Annotated in this window: 18 protein-coding genes; 6 read left to right on the top strand and 12 right to left on the bottom strand. The window is 65.6% G+C overall.

Translation table 11 applies throughout. From position 1 onward, the window contains the following. Positions 1–11 precede the first annotated feature (11 nt). The 9 genes from surE to ABZO33_RS06210 form a co-directional block, all read right to left on the bottom strand. On the bottom strand, positions 12–773 hold the full coding sequence (gene surE / locus ABZO33_RS06250) for a 5'/3'-nucleotidase SurE (protein WP_414535291.1): 762 nt from the start codon (positions 771–773) through the stop codon (positions 12–14). 48 nt (positions 774–821) lie between these two features. Further along, positions 822–2,345, bottom strand: coding sequence for an FAD/NAD(P)-binding protein (locus ABZO33_RS06245; RefSeq protein WP_414535290.1), 1,524 nt, complete (start codon positions 2,343–2,345; stop codon positions 822–824). 48 nt (positions 2,346–2,393) lie between these two features. Further along, the gene (locus ABZO33_RS06240) at positions 2,394–3,581 is read right to left on the bottom strand and encodes a pyridoxal phosphate-dependent aminotransferase (protein WP_414535289.1); all 1,188 of its coding nucleotides are present in this window, start codon (positions 3,579–3,581) and stop codon (positions 2,394–2,396) included. A gap of 23 nt (positions 3,582–3,604) precedes the next feature. Then, complete coding sequence (locus ABZO33_RS06235) at positions 3,605–4,483, bottom strand: acetaldehyde dehydrogenase (acetylating) (RefSeq protein ID WP_414535288.1); 879 nt, start codon at positions 4,481–4,483, stop codon at positions 3,605–3,607. A gap of 15 nt (positions 4,484–4,498) precedes the next feature. After that, complete coding sequence (gene dmpG / locus ABZO33_RS06230) at positions 4,499–5,512, bottom strand: 4-hydroxy-2-oxovalerate aldolase (RefSeq protein WP_414535287.1); 1,014 nt, start codon at positions 5,510–5,512, stop codon at positions 4,499–4,501. Between the two features lie 27 nt (positions 5,513–5,539). Continuing rightward, positions 5,540–6,583: an AbrB family transcriptional regulator gene (locus ABZO33_RS06225; RefSeq protein WP_414535286.1), complete on the bottom strand. Its 1,044-nt coding sequence runs from the start codon at positions 6,581–6,583 to the stop codon at positions 5,540–5,542. An 85-nt stretch (positions 6,584–6,668) separates the two neighbouring features. Beyond that, positions 6,669–7,907, bottom strand: coding sequence for an ATP-grasp domain-containing protein (locus tag ABZO33_RS06220; protein ID WP_414535285.1), 1,239 nt, complete (start codon positions 7,905–7,907; stop codon positions 6,669–6,671). Between the two features lie 216 nt (positions 7,908–8,123). Further along, positions 8,124–8,954 (bottom strand): hypothetical protein, encoded by an 831-nt coding sequence (locus ABZO33_RS06215; RefSeq protein ID WP_414535284.1) that lies wholly within the window; start codon positions 8,952–8,954, stop codon positions 8,124–8,126. A gap of 49 nt (positions 8,955–9,003) precedes the next feature. Next, positions 9,004–10,176: an MFS transporter gene (locus tag ABZO33_RS06210; RefSeq protein ID WP_414535283.1), complete on the bottom strand. Its 1,173-nt coding sequence runs from the start codon at positions 10,174–10,176 to the stop codon at positions 9,004–9,006. A 94-nt stretch (positions 10,177–10,270) separates the two neighbouring features. On the opposite strand from ABZO33_RS06210, the gene ABZO33_RS06205 reads away from it, so the two are divergent. Beyond that, positions 10,271–11,179 (top strand): LysR family transcriptional regulator, encoded by a 909-nt coding sequence (locus ABZO33_RS06205; RefSeq protein ID WP_414535282.1) that lies wholly within the window; start codon positions 10,271–10,273, stop codon positions 11,177–11,179. A 117-nt stretch (positions 11,180–11,296) separates the two neighbouring features. On the opposite strand, the gene preA is transcribed toward ABZO33_RS06205, so the two are convergent. The 3 genes from preA to hydA form a co-directional block, all read right to left on the bottom strand. Beyond that, a complete protein-coding gene (gene preA / locus ABZO33_RS06200) occupies positions 11,297–12,571 on the bottom strand; it encodes an NAD-dependent dihydropyrimidine dehydrogenase subunit PreA (protein ID WP_414535281.1) in 1,275 nt (424 codons plus the stop codon). Beyond that, positions 12,572–13,939 carry an NAD(P)-dependent oxidoreductase gene (locus tag ABZO33_RS06195; protein WP_414535280.1) on the bottom strand — a complete coding sequence of 456 codons (1,368 nt, stop codon included), beginning with the start codon at positions 13,937–13,939 and terminating at the stop codon, positions 12,572–12,574. A 207-nt stretch (positions 13,940–14,146) separates the two neighbouring features. Then, the gene (hydA, locus tag ABZO33_RS06190; RefSeq protein ID WP_414535279.1) at positions 14,147–15,586 is read right to left on the bottom strand and encodes a dihydropyrimidinase; all 1,440 of its coding nucleotides are present in this window, start codon (positions 15,584–15,586) and stop codon (positions 14,147–14,149) included. Positions 15,587–16,200: 614 nt separating this feature from the next. On the opposite strand from hydA, the gene ABZO33_RS06185 reads away from it, so the two are divergent. From ABZO33_RS06185 to modC, 5 genes are all read left to right on the top strand, one after another. Further along, positions 16,201–17,691 (top strand): NCS1 family nucleobase:cation symporter-1, encoded by a 1,491-nt coding sequence (locus ABZO33_RS06185; protein WP_414535678.1) that lies wholly within the window; start codon positions 16,201–16,203, stop codon positions 17,689–17,691. 67 nt (positions 17,692–17,758) lie between these two features. Next, the gene (locus ABZO33_RS06180; protein ID WP_414535278.1) at positions 17,759–19,045 is read left to right on the top strand and encodes a Zn-dependent hydrolase; all 1,287 of its coding nucleotides are present in this window, start codon (positions 17,759–17,761) and stop codon (positions 19,043–19,045) included. Between the two features lie 179 nt (positions 19,046–19,224). Beyond that, the gene (gene modA, locus ABZO33_RS06175) at positions 19,225–19,983 is read left to right on the top strand and encodes a molybdate ABC transporter substrate-binding protein (RefSeq protein ID WP_414535277.1); all 759 of its coding nucleotides are present in this window, start codon (positions 19,225–19,227) and stop codon (positions 19,981–19,983) included. Beyond that, complete coding sequence (gene modB / locus ABZO33_RS06170; RefSeq protein ID WP_414535276.1) at positions 19,983–20,663, top strand: molybdate ABC transporter permease subunit; 681 nt, start codon at positions 19,983–19,985, stop codon at positions 20,661–20,663. Before modA ends, modB begins: the two co-directional genes overlap by 1 nt. A 1-nt stretch (position 20,664) precedes the next feature. Then, entirely contained in the window at positions 20,665–21,756 is a 1,092-nt protein-coding gene (gene modC, locus ABZO33_RS06165) for a molybdenum ABC transporter ATP-binding protein (protein ID WP_414535275.1), read from the top strand. The last annotated feature ends 54 nt before the right edge of the window (positions 21,757–21,810 follow it).

Raw genomic sequence — 21,810 nt, 5'->3', positions numbered from 1 at the left:
CCCCATGCCAATCAACCAGGCAAGGACAGTTCCACAGCGCCATGGGTACGCTCGAACTGCAACGGTGTCACCGTGACATGGCCACGCGCCAGTTCCGCCATTTCGCTGCCGGGCTCATCCTCGGTGCGGTGATTGTTCAGCTGCAGCCAGTGGTACTCGAAGTGCCGGGGGTCGACTTCGGTACGCACCGATATGCTGTTCAACGGCCCGACGCCCTGGCGCGTCACCTTCAACGGCCGGACGGCCTCCAGGGCACAGTCAGGAAAGTTGACGTTGAGGCAGGCATCGGCCGGCCATGGCATGTCCAGCACAGCGAGAATCACCTCGGGCGCCAGATTCAGCCCAATGTTCCAAGGCACCGCTTCGCGGTCGCTGTAGGCCTGGCTCAGGGCGATCGAGCGCACTCCCAGCAGCAAGCCGGTCATCGCCGCGCCAACCGTTCCGGAGAACACGGTTTCAGTACCCAGGTTCGCCCCGCGATTGATTCCGGATAACACCAGGTCGGGCCTGGCGCCCTTGAGCAGGTGCCCCAACGCCAGCGCCACGCAGTCGCCCGGCGTGCCGGTGACGGCGAAGCGCCGCTCGCCATGACTGCTCACCCGCAGCGGCGCGTGCAGGCTCAGCGAATGGGAGGTGCCGCTCTGGTCGCGGTGCGGCGCCACCACCCACACCTCCCTGGCCAGCCTGGCCGCCACCTGCTCCAGCACGGCCAGGCCGGGCGCATCGATGCCATCGTCGTTGGTCAGCAGAATGCGTTCGAATCGGTAGGTCATGGTTAATCCTGTGAAGTTGCCGATCAAAGGTGCCTCGGCAACGATAGCTCAGACATGCTCCTCCACACGCCCGAACGTGCGCATGCCCTGCTTCCACTCAAGCCCATCGGCACAGCTGGCGGCGTGGCGACCATTGATCTCCAGCGCGGAGGTGAAGAAGAACTGGCCGACTGTCAGCTCACCCACCGCATGAATCTGCCGGGAGCTGCCAGTCCGGCCCTGCACGCGATAGCTCGTCGGATCGATGCAGATTCCCCCCTGTGGATGGCGGGTGACCGTGCCATTGTCCAGCAAGGTAGCCAGCAACGGCGAGTCGAGCAGGTCGGCGTCTCGCGGAGAACCGATGGCATGGATCAGCCGGTCGTAGACATGGCGCCAGCCGTTGCCCTGCACGACCAACCCGTCGTCGCCCCGCTGCGGGGTGGCGAACGGACCGGCGACGAACTCCAGCTGGCCACTGCGCAGGTAGCTGAGGATCTTGCGCGCATTCTGCGCCGGGATGGAAACCCGATAGGCCATGAAGAAGCTGAAGTACTCGCGCAGGAAGCGCGCCTGCGCGCCATCGTCCAGCGCCTGCCAGATATCCTCGACGAATCCGTTGGTGGCATAGAGGATTGCCTGCCAGGTCCGTGGTGAACGTGCATGCTCGAGTTCAGCCTCGATGAAACCGACGATATCGGCCGGCGGCGCAGGCATGGGGATCACCGCGCTGGCCTTGCCCGGCTCCTGAAAAGCCAGCTCCTTGCGGAACAGCCCGACCAGGTCGCTGATCTGCAGGCGGCCGCTCTGCGCCACCAGCGCCTGGAGGCCTTCACGGGTCAGGTAGCGCAGCGTGACCGGCTCCTGGGTACCCCGCACCACGGGAAAGTAACCACTGCGCGAATGCATGCGGATGGGGCCTCGATGCCCGCGCTCGATCAGGGCGATGGCGGTGTCGATGGCGCTCAGCCGTGCGCCGACCACCGCCACCCGCTCGTGGGGCGCCACCACGCGCAGTAGACGAGAAACCGGATACGGCGTATCCAGCACCCGCGGGTCGCCGGAGGGTTCCGGCTTCTTGCCCAACGGCCCGCAACACAGCACGACCTTGCCGGTCGGCAGGCTGAGGCCACAGCGGGTGCGCAGAGTTTCCACGCCATCGATCAAGTCGATCGCGCAAACCTCCGCCTGCAATTGCACCAGCTGGCAACCCAGGGTCGCGCCGCGCAGCACGATCTGCTTGAGCTGGTGCTGCAAGTAGATGCCGAACAGGGCTCGAGGCGCGAAACCGTCCGCCTCGGGACGAAAATCGGGGTACGCGCGGTGCCAGGCCTGCGGGCTCTGCTGCAACCACTGCAGGAAATGCCCTGGCAGATGCGGGTATGGCGTGATGAGACCGGTCCTGGTGTTGAGCAGGTTGCTCTCCAGGTCGGCCTCGTAGGCCGCGCCGCGCCCGAAATCATCCCGCTTTTCGAACAGGTGGATGACGCCCGCCGGCGCGCTGCCGGCGGCCACCCGATCCAGATGGCGTTGCAGGAAGGCGATGGCCGTCGCGCCGCAGCCGACGATTGCAAAGGCGTTTCTCATCATCATGCGTCCCTCTCCAGAAATGCTTCCCTGCTGACAGATTCCGTTGCGGCCTCAGGCGAGCTCGCCGAGGAAGGCCCTGATGCGCTCGGCACCCGCCAGGACTTTGCCGACCTCGCCGGAGTACGACAGCCGTGCGTGCCCCGCTGTACCGAAGAAGCTGCCGGGAATCAGGGCAACGCCGAAGTCCCGGAGCAAGACGTCGCAGAACGTCTCGTCATCGCCGACGGTTTTCCCCCGGAACGACCGGCCCAGTGCCTGGCTGATGTCGAGAAACAGATAGAACGCTCCGGCAGGCTCGCAAAAGCGCAGCAATGGCGCGTCACGAAGCACTTCGAGCAAGGCCTGGCGCTGCCCGGCAAGACGCTGCCGGGCGGCGATGGAAAACCCCTGGTCACCGTCCAGCGCCGCTGTCGCCGCCGCCGCCGCAGGGGCCGGCAGGTTGGAGATCGAGTTGGAATTGAGCGTTGTGACCGCATCGGCGATGCGGCGATCCGCTGCCAGCAGGCCGACCCGCCACCCCGGCATGCCGTACAGCTTGGAAACGCTGTCGATCTTGATGATGCGCCCGGCAAGGTCCGGCGCCACCGTCAGCAGGTCGGGACAGCTGTCCATGCCGTAGACAAAGCGCTGGTAGACGTCATCGCAGATGATCCAGACATCATGCCGGCGCAGCACCTGTGCCAGCCCCTCGAGCTCCTCGGTCGAATACACCGCGCCCGTAGGATTGCCGGGTGAATTCAGCAGCACCACCCGCACCTGCTCGTCGAGGGCCTCTTCAAGTGCCCGGGCAGACATCTTGTAGCCGCTCTGCGCGGTGCAGCGCACATCAATGACACCGGCCCCGACCAGTTCGGCGATGTCAAAATAGGTCGGCCAGCACGGGGTTGAGACCAACAGTTTGTCTCCTGGCCGGATGACCGCCCGCAGCACGCTGAACAACAGGTGCTTGGCGCCGAGGCCGGCGACCAGGTTGCGTTCGTCGAAATGCGCGTGGCCAAGGCGCCGCAGATAACCCAGGTAAGCCTTGAGCAATGCCGGGTCGCCACGGCTGGCACCATAGCCGCCGGTATCCTCGTGGGCCGCCCGCACTGCCGCCTCGACGATATGTGGCGCCGGCAGGAAACCCGGTACGCCGACCCCCAGGTCGATGACCGGCTGCGGCGCTTCTCTGACCTTCTGAGCCACTCCGAGGATCGGACAGAATCGAGCGAATTCCAGGTCTGGTGAAAGCGAAAGCATGCAGGATTCTCCAGAAGTCCGTTTCAGGCAGCGCGCACGGCAGTGCGGCCACGCGCCATGAGCGCGGCCATGTGGGTGGCCGTCGCGGTGATGATGTCGAGATTGCCGGCACTCGGATCGAGGTAGTCCCCCGCCCCCTCGACCCGCACCATGGTGAACAGGCGACCTTCGCTGTAGTGCAGGTCGACGATCACCTCGTAGCCCGGCACGGCCTCGCGCACCAGCGCCACGGCCCGCTCCACCTCGCGGCGGGTGGCGGCCAGGTCGGCCTGAGCGATCAGTGCCGAGACCGCCGTCTGCATGTAGACATTGGGTTTGGCCGGGTTGATGTTGAGGATCGCCTTGACCTGCTCGCAGCCAGTGAAGCGCCGCAGCGCCTGTTCGGTGGTGGTGATGTAGTTGCTCAAGTTGCGTCGGGTGGCGGGGCCTGCGCTTTCGGCGCTGATCGACGACACCACCTCGATGTAGCGCACCCCCGGGTTGGCCCGGGCTATAGCGGCGGCCAGCGGGATCGAGGCCTGGCCACCACAGGTGATCATGTTGACGTTGCTCGCTCCGGTCAGCTCCAGGCCGTTGAGCGAAGGCACGCACAGTTGACCCAGCGCCGCCGGGGTGAGGTTGATGATCACCTTGCCGGCCTCGATCAGGCGCGGCGCATGACGCTCATGGTCGGCAGCCGAGGTGGCGTCGAACACCAGGTCGAACTCGCCGATCCGGGCGAACAAGCCTTCGATGCCATCGGCGGTGGTGGCGACCCCGCGCTCCCGGGCGAAGGCAAGGCCCGCGGAGTGTGGGGAACGTCCGGCGACCAGCGTGCAGTCCAGGTCGGGATGGGCCAGGACCTTGCACAGGATGTCGCAACCAATGTTGCCGCTGCCGATGATGGCGGTTTTCAGGGACATGAACGCACTCCAGATTCAGGCAACGGAAGGTTGCGAAAGGCGGCTGGCCACCGAGATGATCAGGTCTTCCTGGCCAGCCACGGCATTGCACTGGGCCAGTGCTTCATAGATTCGCCGTGGTTCGACGCCGAACTCGCTGGCGGCGCGCGCGACATGTTTCTCGAAACCGCTGCACACACCGTACAGACCGCTGATCAGGTTGGCGGTCTTGACGACCGTGGCTGTGCTGACCGGGGCGATGCTCTCCAACTGCTCAATGGCGTGGCACAGGGCGAAAATGTCCACGCCGGTGGCGAAGCGGTAGCGCTCAAGCACCGCGCACAGGGTCTCCAACTGGGTGTTGCCGGCGCCGGCTCCGAAGCCGCGCATGCAGCCGTCGACAATAGTCGCCCCGGCCTGGACCGCGGCCAGCGAGTTGGCGATGGCCAGGCCCAGGTTGTTGTGGCCATGGAAGCCCACCGGAATCGACAGTTCGCTGCTGAGCAAGGCAATGCGCTCACGGGTGCTCTCCGGATCGAGGTGGCCCGCCGAATCCATCAGCACAATGGCGTTGGCACCATAGCCCTGCTGTTTCGACGCCTCCTCGAGCAAGCGCTCGGGGCTGGCCATGTGGCACATCATCAGTACGCCATGCACATAGGCGCCGTTGCCGCGGGCATGCTCGATATAGCTTTCGGTCACGCTCGCCTCGGTGCAATGGGAGGCGATGCGCAACACCTCGACACCGATCCGCAACGCGGTATCGATATCGCCGAGCCTGGCAAAGCCCGGAATCATGTGGATGCCAAGGCGCGTGCGACTGAGGTTGGCGCGTGCGGTCTCGAGCATCTCGGTGTCGGCGTGGCGGGCCAGGCCCAGTTGCAGGGACGATGCCCCCAGGCCGTTGCCGTGGCCCACCTCGACCACGCTCAGGCCGCAGCCGTCGACTGCACGGCAGTAGGCGGCGATATCTTCCAGGCTCAACGAATGGGAGACGGCATGGTTACCGTCGCGCAGGGTCGGATCATGAATGGCGATTGCAGCGGTCATCGAGATCAAGTCCTTGTGATCGAAGGTTCAGTTGCGTGGAGCATCGGTAGCCGGCTCGGGCTGAAGCAGCCGCTTGGGCAGGAACGCCGGCGAGATATGGATGATCGACATGCGCACCACGTGGTTGAGCATGACGAAGGCCGGATCGAGCTTGAGCAACAGGGCTGCCGCGGTCATGACCTCGACCCCGCCCGGCACCCAGGACATGAACAGCGCCAGGAAGGGTTTGCCGGTAAGCTGGGCGGCGAGCGCGGCCACCAGCAAGGTGGTGCAGAACGTCAGCGTGGTTACCACCAGGCCAGCACGCACGTATCGCAGTACGTCGCCCAGGGTGATATCGCGCAGGCGGATGCCGATCAAACCGCCCAGCAGGATCAACGCCACCATCGCCACCGGGTCAGGCACATGCAGGTTGACCGAGGGCATGCCGATATTGACCGCGGCCGCACAGACCAGGCCGGTAAGCATGTACGGCGCGGGCACATCGAAGCGCTCCAGCAGATAGCCGGCGGCAACCGCGACCAGCGCCACGGGGACGATCCGCAGGTAGTCGCCCAAGGTGCCGGTGGCCGGCGCCGCACTGTCGCCATGCCCGCCTGCGATCAGCGTCACCACCAGTAACAGCGCCAAGAGCCGGACGATATGCACGAAGGCGATACGGCCAGAGGCCGGCCCCTCCTCCCCCGACACCGTCATCACCGCCGCCATGGCGCCGGGAATGGCACTGAGCAGGCTTTCGATATGGCCCCATTTCTCCATGCGTCGCAGCCAGTTGTAACCCACCAGGATCTGCGTGGTCATGCACACCAGCAGCCCGAGGAGGATGCTGACGTCGGTGAGCTCGTGCATCATCGAGGCGGTGACCGTGGAACCGACGCTGATGCCCAGCAGCAACTGCACGGTGGCCACGAACGGAAACGGCATGCGCATACGCACGCCCCACTTGCTCAGCGCCGTGACCGCGCAGATGGCGCCTATCAGTTCACCGAGCGGCAGCCCGGTGAGAAATCCCAGCCAGGCCCCCAGGGCCGCGACCGGAATGGGGATGAGGCTCTCGATCAAAGGTTTCATGGCATCGTCACCTGTCTGCAGGCATGACCGTCCCGACTGGCGGCACGGTCAGCAAAAGTGATGGAGGAACAGGACGGTCAAGCGGCTAGACAGCGGCCGCTTCGTTGCCCGCCCAGTCGCAGCTTTCGTGGAACCAGCGCTCGACTTCGCCAAGGCGCAGTTGCAGTTCACGCTCGTTGCGCCCGGCGACGATGGCGTTGAGGATTTCCGAGTTGGTGAACTCCATCGACCGGTAGGCAGTCATCCTGCTCGCCGAGATGCGGTACTCCAGCACGCCTTCGAGCGGGCAGTCGCTCGGCACCTCGCGCAACAGGCCGACTCGCGGTGGAATGCTGATGTGCCCGACCATCTGTCGCGGCTCGATCATGGACGTCGGACGATACTCGGGATCGCGCAGCGCGCGCAGGAAGGTCATGCGCGGATCCAGGCCCCAGGCATGGCTGATCTCCTGGTTGAAGAACACCCCGCCCAGCCGCGAGGCAATCTCGCACAGGACAATCTCGCCAGTGTCGGTGACGAACAGTTCAAGGTGGAACAGCAGGGTCGGCTCGGAAGGCAGCACATCCTCGACCAGCGCGCGGGCATAGCCCACCAGCTTGTCGCGCATCGGATTGCTGGCATCGAGCATGTGCAGGTCGTGGGCCTTGCCGCCGAGGAAGTCCAGCGCCGAGGTCATCACCCGCACCGGCGACACCAGGATCGGCTTGCCATCGATGTACAGGCCGTTGACGATGTAGTGGCTGCCCCGCACATAGCGTTCGATCATCAGGTTGTGGAAGGTGGTGGCGCCACGCGCAGCCAGCCACTGGCGCAGCTGCGGCATGTCCCTGAGCACTTCCACACCGTTCGAGCCACGACCATCGCGCGGTTTGACCACCACCGGGAAGCCGTGCTGCTCACTGAACTGGATCGCCCCGGTGGCGTGGGTCAGCGGCGCCATGTCGGCGACAGCGAAACCACGGTCGCGGGCCCTCTGCTTCATGAAGAACTTGTCGCGATAGAACATCGCACGCCCCTCGGCGCCCTGGCTGACACCCAGCCGATCGTTGATGCGCGCCACCCGCAGCACGTCGATCTCGGCCAGTGCCACGCACAGCGGATCGCGCATCTCGCGGGCCATGTCATGGACATCCACCTCGACCAGCGCGTTGTCGTTGAAATAGTCGAACAACCGGTACGCCACTTGTTCGCCAAGGTGCGCAGTGATTTCCTGGGCGCGGGAGTTGCAGCTCAGCAGCATGCCTCCCGGCCCAAGCGCGTCGGCCCAGCTTTGTGCGCTGTGCTGGAGAATGATCTTGGGGGGACAGAAGACGATCAGCTGCATGGGGCGTTCCTTGCGTGCTTGCATGAGTCAGAAAGTGACCAGACACCAGGGCCAGGCTCACCAATGATTCTGCTGATGAGTCGATGGCCGATGCCAATACCGATTCAGTCGTTATTGATACTCCTCGCCTTGCCCACGCAGGCGGTTTGCAAGACGCGCGAAAGCGCTGCCATGTCGGGGAACATGGCAGGCGACTTTCGCGCATGATTGAGTCGGTCAGATCAGGCAGGCGGCGCAGTCGCGCATCACCTCGGCCTTGCGCTGCAGGTACTGAGCAAAGACTTCACGGGCCGTGGTCCTGTCCACGGCGATGCCCATGGCCTTGACGAAGGCCTCGACCGCCTCGACCGCGTGGGCAAAATGATTGCTCTCGGTCCCCCCGGTGTGCACGGTGACCCAGGCCACGGTCTTGCGCACCTGCTCGGGCGGAACACCCATGTCGCGCTCGAACCAGCGGGTGTACAGCGGATGGATGTACTCCACTTCACCGTGGGTGTAGACCTCATGCACCAGCGTGGTCAGCAAGCCCTGGAGCAGGTCGCGATCACGCAGGCGTCGGGCATCGGTCCAGTCCTTGAACGCCTGCGCCGACGGCAGGCAGTTTTCCTTGAGCAGCCACTGGTCGTCGCCGCAAAGGGGCGTGGCCATGTTGTAGAACAGGTCGGCATGCAAGGTGTTGCCCAGCGCCCCCAGGTCCTCGTCGGTGATTCGCTGCAGGCTGCCACACACCTGGTAGATCTGCTGCGCCGCGGCGCTGCCCTGCTCGGAACGCGCCAGCAGGGTCAGGCGATTGGCCAGGCCGGAGACGCTGGCGGCCGAGTTGTTGGTCTTCGACCAGCTGGCGAAGAACTTGCGTAACGCCGCGGCACCATGGCGCCGCGAAGTCAGCACCTGGAACGCCTCCTCGATGTCGACCAGCGCGGCCTCCTGGTTGCGAAACTCATCCCATAGCGCCTGTTTCAGCACGCCGGCAGGCATCTCCTGCAACACCGGTTCAATCACATTCAGCAACTGGCTGTGCACGGTCGGCAAGTTACTCACGGTCATCTCACTCTTTTCCTTGTTGGATGATGATGTAGCGCGTTGAGGAAACGATTCATTGCAATGGCTGGACCGCCGGCCCGCGGACCGGCGCCACCCGCCAGCTGCCCCGCGCGATCAGCAGCGGCAGCAGCTGGAACACCACGATCAGGGCGACGCAGCCGCCCCACCCCCAGCGTTCCCACAGCCCGCCGGGCACGAAGGCGCCGAAGCTGCCACCCAGGTAGTAGCAGCTCAGGTACAGACCGACCGCGGCGGATTTCTGCCGTGGTGCCTGAGCTGTGATGAAGGCATTGGCAGCGGCCTGGGCGAGAAATACGCCGGTGGAGCTGAGCGCCAGGCCCAGCACGATCAACCACAGCGACGGAGAAAGGGTCAGGGCCGAGCCGGCCATGCCCAGATAACCTGCCACCCGCACCAGGTCGGCGTGGGGTCGCGCCTTGCTCAGGCGTCCGGCCAGCGGCACCACCACAAGCGCCAGCAGGAACACTGCGTAGATGGCACCCAGCGCTGCAGTGCCCAGGGCGAATGGGGCCTCACTCAGGTGCAGGCCCACATAGGTGAAAGTCGCGACCTGGGCAAACAAGACGCAGAACCCCACGGCATAGGCCCCCAGCAACGGCCTGCTGGCAAGTTCGCCAAGCGCCAGCGGCTCACGCCGGGCCGCTGGCGGATTGCGCGGCAACAGCAGCGCGATGCCCAGCGCAACCGCCAGGCTGAGCCCTGCCTGCACCGTCAATGCCACACGCCAGTCGGCAAACTCGGTGACCAGGCCGGTGAGGAAACGCCCGCAGAAACCACCGAAGATCGTGCCGGCAACATAGACGCTGGTCATTTCGGTCACAGCACCACCCTGCCAGCGCACGCCGATGTAGGCCACGCTGGTGGCGAACACCATCGGGATGAACAACCCCTGCGCCGAGCGCCACAGCAGGAATTCGCCATAGCTGCCGGCCCACGCTGCCAGCAACGCCGGCAGCGCCAGCAACAGCGCCGCCCCGGCGATGACCCGGTGCTGTTCGCCGCGAGCCGTCAGCCAGCCGACAAAAGGCGCGGTCAAGGCCACGACGAGGATCGTTACGGTGATGCTCCAACTAGCCTGTCGCAGCGTGACCGGAAAGGTCCGGGTCAATTCCGTGAGCAGCCCCTGGGTGGAATAGAGGTTGAGAAATGCGGCACATCCGCCAAGAAACAGGGCAATTCGGGGGAAGTCGGCGGGAAAACGCATACAAACACTCGTAAAAAATTGTTACAGGTTTATAAGGTAGGACGAACTTTGGATCCAATACCTATTCCCGACCGATTAATACTCAAGGAAGAACATGATGGATTTGCGCCGTCTGCGCTGTTTCCTGGTTGTCAGCGAGGAATTGCACTTCGGCCGTGCGGCAGCGCGCCTGCACATGGCCCAGCCGCCGCTGACCCGACAGATATCGGCATTGGAGACGGAGCTCGGGTTTCGTCTGTTCGACCGCAGCACCCGCAACGTCAGCCTTACCACTGCAGGCCATCACCTGCTGCCCTACGCTCGCGGCGTGCTTGAGCAGGTCGACCTGACCACGGCGATTACCAGCAAGCTGGCGGCGGGTTCGGCCGGCCAGCTGACGGTGGGCTACGCCAGTTCGATCGCCCTGTCGGATACCTTCAGCCATACCATCCAGGCGTTCTGCTCGAAGTACCCGGATGTGCAACTGAATGTGGAGGAAGGTGCTTCCAGCACCCAGTGGACGCAACTGATCGAAGGCCGTCTGGATATCGGCATGAGCCGCATGCACCCGCCGGGCGACAACCCTCAGGTCCAGGCCATCTGCCTGGACAACGAGCCGCTGGTCGCGGCCGTTCCCAGCGACAGCCCCCTCGCCGGACAGTTGCAGGTCAACCTGGCCGAGCTCGGCGAACTGCCGCTGATCACCTTCCCCCCGGATTACGGCTCGGGCTTGAACGAAATCATCCTCGGCCTGTACCGCCGCCACGGGCTGACGCCACGGCCGGCTCCGAGCGGCCGGCAGATCACCTCGATCATCGCCCTGGTTGCCGCGGGCCGCGGTGTTGCGGTGGTACCGCAGTGCACCCGGACCTTGGTCAGGCGTGGCGTGTCCTACCTGCCGTTGGCCGAACCCGGCGCCTGCGCGCCGCTGCTGGTGCTGACCCGCAGGCACGAGCGCAGCCCGCTGGTGCGGGCGTTCGTCGAGGTGATCGAGCAGACCTTGCGCAGTGGTCTGAGCGGGTAGACGAAAACTCCGTGGTAGCGGGCTTGCCCCGCGATAGCGTTTGACCTGCGTTCAACGCTATCGCGGGGCAAGCCCACTCCCACGAGAGACCTGCGTGAGGTCTGCGTCCCACCGACCTCAACCCGCCTCGCGATAGGGATTACGCGGGTCCTGCGTCCAGTTCATGTATGGCTTGCCGGTGTCCTGCGCCTGCATGTCGATGCAACCCTCCACCGGGCAGGTGATCTGGCACAGGTTGCAGCCCACGCATTCGGCCTCGATCACGCTGTAGGCGTGGGTGCCGTCGGCCTTCAGGGTGCTGGCGATGGCCTGGTGCGAGGTGTCCTCGCAGGCGATGTGGCAGCGCCCGCAGCCGATGCAGGCATCCTGGTCGATCTGCGCCACCGACTTGTAGTTGATGTCAAGATACTTCCAGTCGGTGGTGTGCCCAACGGCCTGGCCACGGAACGCCTCGAGGGAACGGTGGCCGTGCTGGTCCATCCAGCGCGCCAGGCCGTCCTGCATGTCTTCGACGATGCGAAAGCCATGCAGCATCGCTGCGGTGCACACCTGCACCGCGCCGCTGCCCAGGGCGATGAACTCGGCGGCGTCGCGCCAGGTGCCGATACCGCCGATACCGCAGATCGGCAGCCCGCGGGTCTCGGGGTCGCGGGCGATCTCGGCGACCATGTTCAGGGCGATCGGCTTGACCGCCGAGCCGCAGTAGCCGCCATGGGTGCTCTGGTCGCCAACGATGGGGTGGGCGACCATGCGGTCCAGGTCGACGCTGGTGATCGAGTTGATGGTGTTGATCAGCGACACCGCGTCCGCTCCGCCACGGTGGGCGGCCCGCGCTGACTGACGGATGTCGGTGATGTTGGGGGTGAGCTTGACGATCACCGGCAGCGTGCAATGGGTCTTGCACCAGCGGGTGACCATTTCCACATACTCGGGCACCTGGCCGACGGCGGCGCCCATGCCGCGCTCGGGCATGCCGTGGGGGCAGCCGAAGTTGAGTTCGATACCGTCCGCACCGGTGGCTTCCACCAGCGGCAGGATGAACTTCCAGGACTCTTCGACGCACGGCACCATCAGTGACACGATCAGCGCACGGTCGGGCCAGTCCTTCTTCACCTGGGTGATCTCGCGCAGGTTGATCTCCAGCGAGCGGTCGGTGATCAGCTCGATGTTGTTGATGCCCTGCACCTGGCGGTTGGCGCCGTAGTGCGCCGAGTAGCGCGACGACACGTTGACCGCCGCCGGGTCCTCACCGAGGGTCTTCCACACCACCCCGCCCCAGCCGGCTTCGAAGGCGCGGATTACGTTGTAGGCCTTGTCGGTAGGGGGCGCGGAGGCCAACCAGAATGGATTGGGTGCCTTGATGCCAGCGAATACGATGGACAGGTCGGCCATTTACGCAGCCTCCACGTTGAGCATGAGTTGGGCATGGATGGCTTCGGCGGCCAGCTTGCCATGTTGCACGGCCTGGACGGTGAGGTCCTGGCCCAGCGCGGTGCAGTCGCCGCCGGCGTAGATACCGGGGATGGAGGTGCGCATGTGCGCGTCCACCTGGATGCGCTCGCCGTCGCGGGCCAATTGTGCCGCCAGCGGATCGCCGAGGCTTTGCTCATCGAAGCGCTGGCCGATGGCCTTGAAGATCGCGTCGGCGGCTAGCTCGAAGGTTTCGCCGGTATCGCCCAGGCGTCCGTCGACCAGTTGCGTGCGCGCGAAGCGCATGCCGCGCACGCGCCCGGCATCATCCAGCAGCACCGCATCAGGCCGGGCCCAGGTGTGCAGGCGTACCTGGTTGTGCTTGGCGATCGCCTGTTCGTGACCGGTGGCGCCCATGTCGGACACGCCGCGGCGGTACACCAGGTTGACGTCGCGGGCGCCCAGGCGGCTCATCTGCACGGCCATGTCGATGGCGGTGTTGCCGGCGCCGAGCACCAGGCAGCGGTCGGCCAGCGGCAGTTGGGTGAGGTCGTCGGCCTGGCGCAGCTCGCGAATGTACTCGGTGGCGGCGAGCAGGCCCGGCGCGTCTTCGTCCGCCAGGCCCAACTGGCGCACGGCATCCAGGCCCAGACCTAGGAACACCGCGTCGTATTGGCCATGCAGCTCCGCCAGCGACAGGTTGCCGCCCAGGCGTTGGCCATGGCGGATCTCGATTCCGCCGATGCCCAGCAGGAACTCCACTTCGCGCTGGGCGTAGTCGTCCACCAGCTTGTAGCGGGCGATGCCGTATTCGTTGAGACCACCTGCCTTATCCCGCGCCTCGAAGATCACCACGTCGTGGCCGTGCATGGCCAGGCGGTGCGCGCAGGACAGCCCGGCGGGGCCGGCGCCGACCACGGCGATGCGCTTGCCGCTGGCCGGCGAGCGCTGGAACGGATGTTCGGTGAAGCCGGCGTGGTCCAGGGCGTAGCGCTGCAATTGGCCGATCAGCACCGGGGCGCACTCCTGGGCGTTGTTGCGCACGCAGGCTTGCTGGCACAGGATCTCGGTGGGGCAGACCCGGGCACAGCTGCCGCCGAGGATGTTGGCCGAAAGAATGCGTTCGGCGGCGCCTTGCAGGTTCTCATCGCTGATGCGGTGGATGAACGAGGGGATGTCGATCTCGCTGGGGCACGCATTGACGCACGGCGCGTCGTAGCAGTACAGGCAGCGCGCGCTCTCGACGGCGGCCTGGCGGGCGGTGAGCGGGGGCGCGAGGTCGCTGAAGGCCTCGGCCAGCTGGTCGGCGCCGGCGCGGGGGCGCGGCAAGTGGTTCAGGGCATCGATCACGGTTGTAGCCTCTCTCTTTTTTATTGGAGGCGGCGGTGGTCAGGCGCCGGTCCGTTCTGGGGGATGGCAGTCAACAGGAGCATGTGTGTTGTTATCAGGGGGCGCTTTGCGCCCCTTTCGCCGGCAAGCCGGCTCCCACGGGGGTCTGCGGTACGTCTGTGGGAGCCGGCTTGCCGGCGATGGGGCTGTGCAGCAGCCCCAACGGCTTCAGCGCTGAACCGGCGTCGGTTTCTGCCGCTCGGCACGCCGCTCCAGCACCTCGTACACCGACGGATACGCCGGCCGTTCCACGTAACGCCCCGCGCCCGGCTCGGCACGCAGGTCGCCATCGGCCCAGAGCACCTTGCCCTGGCTGATGGTGTGGCTGGGGATGCCGCGCACGGTGCGGCCTTCGAAAATGTTGAAATCGACCCGCTGGTGGTGGGTCTGGGCGCTGATGGTACGGCTGCCCTGCGGGTCCCACAGCACCAGGTCGGCGTCGGCACCGACACGGATCGCGCCCTTGCGCGGGAACAGGTTGAAGATCTTCGCGGTGTTGGTGGAGGTCAGCGCGACGAACTCGTGCATCGACAGGCGCCCGCTGTTCACCCCGGCGTCCCACAGCACCGCCATGCGGTCCTCGATGCCGGCGGTGCCGTTGGGGATCCGGCTGAAGTCGTTGCGGCCCATGGCCTTCTGCTCGGCGCAGAAGCAGCAATGATCAGTGGCCGTGGTGTGCAGGTTGCCCGACTGCAAGCCGCCCCACAGCGCCTCCTGGTGCTGGCGCGGGCGGAACGGCGGGCTCATCACGTAGCCGGCGGCGGTGGCCCAGTCCGGATCACGGTAAACGCTGTCGTCGAGCAGCAGATGCCCCGGCAGCACCTCGCCGTATACCGGCTGGCCCTTGGCCCGGGCATAGGTGATCTCGTCCAGCGCCTCGCGGCTGGAGACATGCACCAGGTACAGCGGCGTGCCCAATGTTTCGGCGATGCGGATGGCGCGGCTGGCGGCCTCCCCTTCGACCTGCGAGGGGCGCGACAGCGGGTGCGCCTCGGGCCCGGTCAGGCCCTGGGCGAGCAACTTTTGCTGCAGGTGATAGACCAGCTCGCCGTTTTCGGCGTGCACCGTGGGCACCGCGCCCAGTTGCAGGCAGCGTTCGAAGCTGGCCACCAGGGTGTCGTCGGCGGCCATGATCGCGTTCTTGTAGGCCATGAAGTGCTTGAAGCTGTTCACGCCATGCTGGGCGACCAGTTCGCCCATCTCTTCGGCGACCTGCTCGCTCCACCAGGTGATGGCGACGTGGAAGCCATAGTCGCTGGCACTCTTCTGCGCCCAGCCGCGCCAGGTGTGGAAGGCCTCGAGCAGCGATTGCTGCGGGTTGGGGATGACGAAGTCGATGATCGAGGTGGTGCCCCCGGCCAGGCCCGCGGCAGTGCCGCTGAAGAAGTCCTCGCTGGCCACCGTGCCCATGAACGGCAGCTGCATGTGGGTGTGCGGGTCGATGCCGCCGGGCATCAGGTACTGGCCACTGCCGTCGAGGATCTCGCAGTCGGTGGGGGCTTCGAGGTCTTTGCCGATGGCGCGGATCAGGCCATCGGCACACAGGACATCGGCGGGGTAGCTTTCTTCATGGGTAACTACGGTGGCGCCACGGATCAACAGGGACATGCCGTCTTCCTCGCAGGCTGACCGGTCTTCTGGCCGGTTCTTGGAATTGTGTTGGCCGGGCGCTGGAGGTAATTTCATCAATCCTGTCAGGCCTGACAAGAATCGAGGCTAGTATCTGATCGGATATTCATCAAGAAAAAATATATGCAACTATCAAAAACAATAACTAATTGATTTATAACTATTTATTGAACAACTCACCAAAAAGTGACACCCCTTCACCATTTTGACGCACTTGACAGGAAGCCAAATTGGTCAAGATTTTCTACGCAAAATCAGGTGTTTGTTTCCTGGCTGGATGGCGCAGGCCGCGCCGGTGGTTTTCCAGGTTGCACCCGTTTGCATCACGCGGGTGATGGACCGGCCAGACAGACGGCATGCGCGGGTGCTCCCGCTTCGCCTGCCGTGTTGATGAATGCCTTTGCAGGTCAGTGAGTTACCTCCGGTCGGCGGCGGCCCGCCGGGAAGGCGCGGGCTTTCCCGGCACGTTTGTTGAAAACGCAGGCCACAACCGCCTGGCCGGGCCGGAGGTGCAGTACTGGTGGTGTGTGTACTCCGGCCATCGCGTCAGCCCGATGAGCGACAACTACAAGAAAAAAGACCTGGAGAACCCCATGCAACAGAGCAGATCGCAAGTGGTCGAGCAGCATGGTCTGTACGAGCTCGACGCCGGCAGCGACGTCCTCGACAGCCCCCGCTACAACCACGACATCGCCCCGACCAAGGTGCACCAGCGCACCTGGAACAAGTGGCACATCACCGCGTTGTGGGTGGGCATGTCCATCTGCGTGCCCACCTACACACTCGGCGGCGTGCTCACCGCCTACTTCGGCCTGAGCGTGGGCGAGGCGCTGCTGGCGATCCTGCTGGCCAACCTCATAGTGCTCATCCCGCTGACCCTCAACGCCTTCCCCGGGACCAAATACGGCATCCCGTTCCCGGTGCTGCTGCGCGCCTCATTCGGCATCTTCGGCTCCAACGTGCCGTGCCTGATCCGCGCTGTGGTGGCCTGCGGCTGGTTCGGTATCCAGACGATGTTCGGCGGTCTGGCCATCCACCTGTTCCTCGGCTCGCTGCTCCCCGACTGGAAGGCACTGGGCGGCACCGGCGAGGTGATCGGCTTCATGCTGTTCTGGTCGCTGAACCTGTGGGTGGTGCTGCGCGGCGCCGAGTCGATCAAGTGGCTGGAGACGCTCTCGGCGCCCCTGCTGGTGGCGGTCGGTGTCGGCCTGTTGTTCTGGGCGCTGCCACACATGTCGATGAGCGAGCTGCTGGCGCAACCGCCCAAACGCCCCGAGGGCGCCAGCGTGGTCAGCTACTTCTGCGCCGGGCTCACCGCCATGGTCGGTTTCTGGGCCACGCTGTCGCTGAACATCCCCGACTTCAGCCGCTACGCGAAAAGCCAGAAGGACCAGATTCTCGGGCAGATCTTCGGCCTGCCGCTGACCATGTTCCTGTTCGCCGCGCTGGGCGTGATCATGACCGCAGCCTCCGCCTCGCTGGTGGGCCAGACGGTGTCCGACCCGGTAAGCCTGATCGGCCATATCCAGAGCCCCGGCTGGGTGGCCCTGGCCATGGCGCTGATCATCATCGCGACGCTGTCGACCAACACCGCGGCCAACATCGTCTCGCCCACCAACGACTTCCAGAACATCGCCCCGCGCCTGATCGGGCGCAGCCGCGCGGTCTGGCTGACCGGCTTCATCGGCCTGGCACTGATGGGCCACGAACTGCTCAAGAAGCTCGGCTGGATCGTCTCCGACCTGAGCCTGGAGAGCGTGTACTCCAACTGGCTGCTGGGCTATTCCAGCCTGCTCGGGCCGATCGCCGGGATCATGGTGGTGGACTACTTCCTCGTCCGGCGCCAGCAGCTGGACCTGGCCGGGCTGTACCGCGACGACGTGTACCCGGCGTGGAACTGGGCCGGGTTCATCGCCTTCGGCGTGCCGGTGGCGCTGACCGTGATGGCCATCGGCAACAGCAGTTTCAGCTGGTTCTACGACTACGGCTGGTTCACCGGCTCGCTGCTCGGCGGCGGGCTCTACTACGCCCTCGGTGGCATCGCGGTGCGCGGGCCGGCGCGGCTGGCCAAGCCGATGCCCTGATGCGCCGCATCGCGGGGCAAGCCCGCGCCCACGTGATGGTAAAAACAACAGCCTGAGGAGACACCCCATGACCACCCCCGCCAAGGAAATCCTGCAATCGAGCCAACGCCACATCGACAGTAACCGCCTGTGGCAATCGCTGATGGATCTGGCCCGCCTCGGCGCCACGCCCAAGGGCGGCGTCTGCCGCCTGGCGCTGACCGATCTCGATCGCCAGGCTCGCGATCTGTTCGTGCAGTGGTGCGAAGCAGCCGGTTGCACGGTGAGCATCGACGCGGTCGGCAACATCTTCGCCCGCCGCCCCGGGCGCAACGCCAAGCTGCCGCCGGTGATGACCGGCAGCCATATCGACACCCAGCCCACCGGCGGCAAGTTCGACGGCTGCTTCGGCGTGATGGCCGGGCTGGAGGTGATCCGCACCCTCAATGATCTCGGCGTGGAAACCGAAGCGCCGCTGGAGGTGGTGGTGTGGACCAACGAGGAAGGCTCGCGCTTCGCCCCGTGCATGATGGGTTCGGGGGTGTTCGCCAACAAGTTCACCCTCGAGCAGACCCTGGCCAAGCGTGACGCCCAGGGCGTGAGCGTCGGCGAGGCATTGAACGCCATCGGCTACGCCGGCAGCCGCGCCGTGTCCGGCCACCCGGTGGGCGCCTACTTCGAGGCGCATATCGAGCAGGGCCCGATTCTCGAAGACCAGCACAAGACCATCGGCGTGGTGCTCGGCGCCCTCGGCCAGAAGTGGTTCGACCTGACCCTGCGCGGCGTCGAGGCCCATGCCGGCCCCACCCCGATGCACTTGCGCAAGGACGCCCTGGTCGGTGCCGCCGCGGTGGTCGAGGCGGTCAACCGCACCGCCCTCGCCCACCAGCCCCATGCCTGCGGCACCGTGGGTTGCCTGCAGGCCTACCCCGGCTCGCGCAACGTGATCCCCGGCGAAGTGCGCATGACCCTGGATTTTCGTCACCTTGAAGGCCAACGACTGGAGTCGATGATCGCCGAGGTGCGCCAGGTGATCGAGGCCACCACGGCCAAGCATGGGCTGCAATACGACCTGGTGCCCACCGCCGACTTCCCGGCCCTGTACTTCGACAAAGGCTGCGTCGAGGCGGTGCGTGATTCGGCGCACAACCTGGGCCTGGCACACATGGACATCGTCAGCGGCGCCGGGCACGACGCAATCTTCCTCGCCGAGCTGGGCCCGGCCGGGATGATCTTCGTGCCGTGCGAGGGCGGGATCAGTCACAACGAGATCGAGAACGCTGCCCCCGAGGACCTCGCGGCCGGCTGCGCGGTGCTGCTGCGGGCAATGCTGGCGGCGTCGGAGGCGATTGCCAGCGGGCGGTTGGCAGCGTAGCGGTGGCCTGCGAAAAATTGCCCAGCCTTTGGGCTGGGCAAGTATCACCTGCGCAGGAGCGGCCGTGCGCCGCTCTCGCAAGACCACCTCCGACGGCAAATCACAGCAGCCCCTTCCCGACAGACGGCTTATCGCTATATATTCCGCACCATAACGATAATCCCTCAGGAGCCGTCTTCATGCGTATTCGCTTGCCCTATCTGGCCGCCAGCACCCTTGCCAGCCTGATCAGCCTCAACAGTGCCTGGGCCGATGAAGTCCAGGTCGCCGTCGCGGCCAACTTCACAGCGCCCATCCAGGCCATCGCCAAGGATTTCGAGAAGGACACCGGCCACAAGCTGGTCGCTGCCTACGGCGCCACCGGCCAGTTCTACGCACAGATCAAGAACGGCGCGCCATTCGAGGTATTCCTCGCCGCCGACGACAGCACCCCGGCCAAGCTGGAACAGGAAAAGGAAATCGTTGCAGGCTCGCGCTTCACCTATGCCATCGGCACCCTGGCGCTGTGGTCGGCCAAGCCAGGCTATGTCGACGCCAAGGGTGAAGTGCTGAAGAAGAACGCGTACAAGCACCTGTCCATCGCCAACCCCAAGGCCGCGCCCTATGGCCTGGCAGCCACCCAGGTGCTGGACAAGCTGAAGCTGACCGAAGCGACCAAGGCCAAGATCGTCGAGGGCCAGAACATCACCCAGGCCTTCCAGTTCGTCTCCACCGGCAATGCCGAGCTGGGCTTCGTCGCGCTGTCGCAGATCTACAAGGACGGCAAGGTCAGCGAAGGCTCGGCCTGGATCGTGCCCGCCGAGCTGCATGACCCGATCCGCCAGGATGCGGTGATCCTCAACAAAGGCAAGGACAACCCGGCCGCCAAGGCGCTGGTCGACTACCTCAAAGGCCCGAAGGCCGCCGCGGTGATCAAGTCCTACGGCTATGAGCTCTGATGCCCCTCGACGCCAGTGACCTGGGTGCCATCTGGCTGACCATCAAGCTGGCCAGCCTCACCACCGCCATCCTCCTGGTGCTGGGCACGCCCATCGCCTGGTGGCTGGCGCGCACCCGCTCCTGGCTGCGCGGGCCGATCGGCGCGGTGGTGGCCCTGCCCCTGGTGCTGCCGCCGACGGTAATCGGCTTCTACCTGCTGCTGGCCCTCGGCCCCCATGGCTGGGTCGGCCAGACCACCCAGGCCCTGGGCCTGGGCCCCGTGGTGTTCAGCTTCACCGGGTTGGTGATCGGCTCGGTGGTGTATTCGATGCCCTTCGTGGTGCAGCCACTGCAGAACGCCTTCGGCGCCATCGGCCAGCGCCCCCTGGAAGTGGCCGCGACGCTGCGCGCCAGCCCGTGGGACACCTTCGTTCACGTGGTGCTGCCCCTGGCTCGCCCCGGTTTCATTACCGCCAGCATCCTCGGCTTCGCCCATACCGTCGGCGAGTTCGGCGTGGTGCTGATGATCGGTGGCAACATTCCCGACAAGACCCGCGTGGTCTCGGTGCAGATCTTCGATCACGTCGAGGCCATGGAATACAGCCAGGCCCACTGGCTGGCCGGAGCCATGCTGGTATTCTCGTTCCTGGTGCTGCTGATGCTCTATGCCGGCCGCCGTGGCAAGGCAGGCTGGAGCTGAAATGAACGCATCGATACAGGCGCGCCTGAAACTGGCGCGTGACGACTTCACCCTGGACGTCGACCTGGAGCTGCCCGGCCGCGGCATCAGCGCCCTGTTCGGCCACTCCGGCTCAGGCAAGACCTCGTGCCTGCGCTGCCTGGCCGGCCTGGAACGGGCCGCCAGCGCCTACATCGAAATCAATGGCGAGGTGTGGGAAGACAGCGCCCGCGGGCACTTCATCCCACCACACCGGCGCCCGGTCGGCTACGTGTTCCAAGAGGCCAGCCTGTTCCCGCACCTGTCGGTGCAAGGCAACCTGGAGTTCGGCTGGCGCCGCATTGCCCCCCAGGACCGCAAGATCAGCCAGGAGCAGGCCTGCCAGTTGCTGGGCATCGGCCACCTGCTGGCGCGCAAGCCGGCAACGCTGTCCGGCGGCGAGGCACAACGGGTCGGCATCGCCCGAGCCTTGCTCAGCAGCCCGCGACTGTTGCTGATGGACGAGCCCCTGGCGGCCCTCGACAGCGCGCGCAAACGTGAAATCCTCCCGTACCTGGAGCGCCTGCACGACGAGCTGGATATCCCGCTGATCTACGTCAGCCATGCCCAGGACGAAGTGGCGCGCCTGGCCGACCACCTGGTACTGCTGGAACAGGGCAAGGCGGTGGCCAGCGGGCCGATCGGCCAGACCCTGGCCCGCCTCGACCTGCCATTGGCCCAGGGCGAGGATGCCGGGGTGGTGCTCGAAGGCGTGGTGGTGGGCCACGACCCGCATTATGGGCTGTTCGACCTGCGCCTGCCCGGCACGGAGGGGCAACTGCTGCGGATCGCCCATCCCGCCTTGCACGTGGGCAGCACCCTGCGCCTCAAGGTCCAGGCCCGGGACGTCAGCCTGGCATTGGCTGCTGACGGGGCCTCGAGCATCCTCAACCGCCTGCCGGTGCGGGTCCGCGAATGCCGCCCTGCGGACAACCCGGCCCATGTGCTGGTCAGCCTGGATGCCGCCGGCAATGCGCTGCTGGCACGCATCACGCGCTATTCGGCGGACCAGCTCGACGTACGCCCGGGCCAGTTGCTGTGGGCGCAGATCAAGTCGGTGGCGCTGTTGGGCTGAGCAATGACGCGGCGGATGCTGTCCATTGCAGCAAGAGTGCCCTCGATGGACTGC

Origin of the sequence: Pseudomonas sp. CAM1A (assembly GCF_047501685.1) — a bacterium.
Lineage (GTDB): Bacteria > Pseudomonadota > Gammaproteobacteria > Pseudomonadales > Pseudomonadaceae > Aquipseudomonas.
Note: the sequence above shows the minus strand (reverse complement) of the source record. Positions and strands in the feature narration are given on the sequence as shown.

What these genes read in the sequence shown, in the direction of transcription:
- dmpG (WP_414535287.1), bottom strand. Translation starts at nt 5,512, where the DNA reads ATGACCGCTGCAATCGCCATTCATGATCCGACCCTGCGCGACGGTAAC.
- ABZO33_RS06235 (WP_414535288.1), bottom strand. Translation starts at nt 4,483, where the DNA reads ATGTCCCTGAAAACCGCCATCATCGGCAGCGGCAACATTGGTTGCGAC.
- ABZO33_RS06245 (WP_414535290.1), bottom strand. Translation starts at nt 2,345, where the DNA reads ATGATGATGAGAAACGCCTTTGCAATCGTCGGCTGCGGCGCGACGGCC.
- surE (WP_414535291.1), bottom strand. Translation starts at nt 773, where the DNA reads ATGACCTACCGATTCGAACGCATTCTGCTGACCAACGACGATGGCATC.
- modC (WP_414535275.1), top strand. Translation starts at nt 20,665, where the DNA reads ATGAACGCATCGATACAGGCGCGCCTGAAACTGGCGCGTGACGACTTC.
- ABZO33_RS06240 (WP_414535289.1), bottom strand. Translation starts at nt 3,581, where the DNA reads ATGCTTTCGCTTTCACCAGACCTGGAATTCGCTCGATTCTGTCCGATC.
- modA (WP_414535277.1), top strand. Translation starts at nt 19,225, where the DNA reads ATGCGTATTCGCTTGCCCTATCTGGCCGCCAGCACCCTTGCCAGCCTG.
- ABZO33_RS06185 (WP_414535678.1), top strand. Translation starts at nt 16,201, where the DNA reads ATGCAACAGAGCAGATCGCAAGTGGTCGAGCAGCATGGTCTGTACGAG.
- modB (WP_414535276.1), top strand. Translation starts at nt 19,983, where the DNA reads ATGCCCCTCGACGCCAGTGACCTGGGTGCCATCTGGCTGACCATCAAG.
- ABZO33_RS06210 (WP_414535283.1), bottom strand. Translation starts at nt 10,176, where the DNA reads ATGCGTTTTCCCGCCGACTTCCCCCGAATTGCCCTGTTTCTTGGCGGA.
- ABZO33_RS06220 (WP_414535285.1), bottom strand. Translation starts at nt 7,907, where the DNA reads ATGCAGCTGATCGTCTTCTGTCCCCCCAAGATCATTCTCCAGCACAGC.
- ABZO33_RS06205 (WP_414535282.1), top strand. Translation starts at nt 10,271, where the DNA reads ATGATGGATTTGCGCCGTCTGCGCTGTTTCCTGGTTGTCAGCGAGGAA.
- preA (WP_414535281.1), bottom strand. Translation starts at nt 12,571, where the DNA reads ATGGCCGACCTGTCCATCGTATTCGCTGGCATCAAGGCACCCAATCCA.
- ABZO33_RS06180 (WP_414535278.1), top strand. Translation starts at nt 17,759, where the DNA reads ATGACCACCCCCGCCAAGGAAATCCTGCAATCGAGCCAACGCCACATC.
- ABZO33_RS06225 (WP_414535286.1), bottom strand. Translation starts at nt 6,583, where the DNA reads ATGAAACCTTTGATCGAGAGCCTCATCCCCATTCCGGTCGCGGCCCTG.
- hydA (WP_414535279.1), bottom strand. Translation starts at nt 15,586, where the DNA reads ATGTCCCTGTTGATCCGTGGCGCCACCGTAGTTACCCATGAAGAAAGC.
- ABZO33_RS06215 (WP_414535284.1), bottom strand. Translation starts at nt 8,954, where the DNA reads ATGACCGTGAGTAACTTGCCGACCGTGCACAGCCAGTTGCTGAATGTG.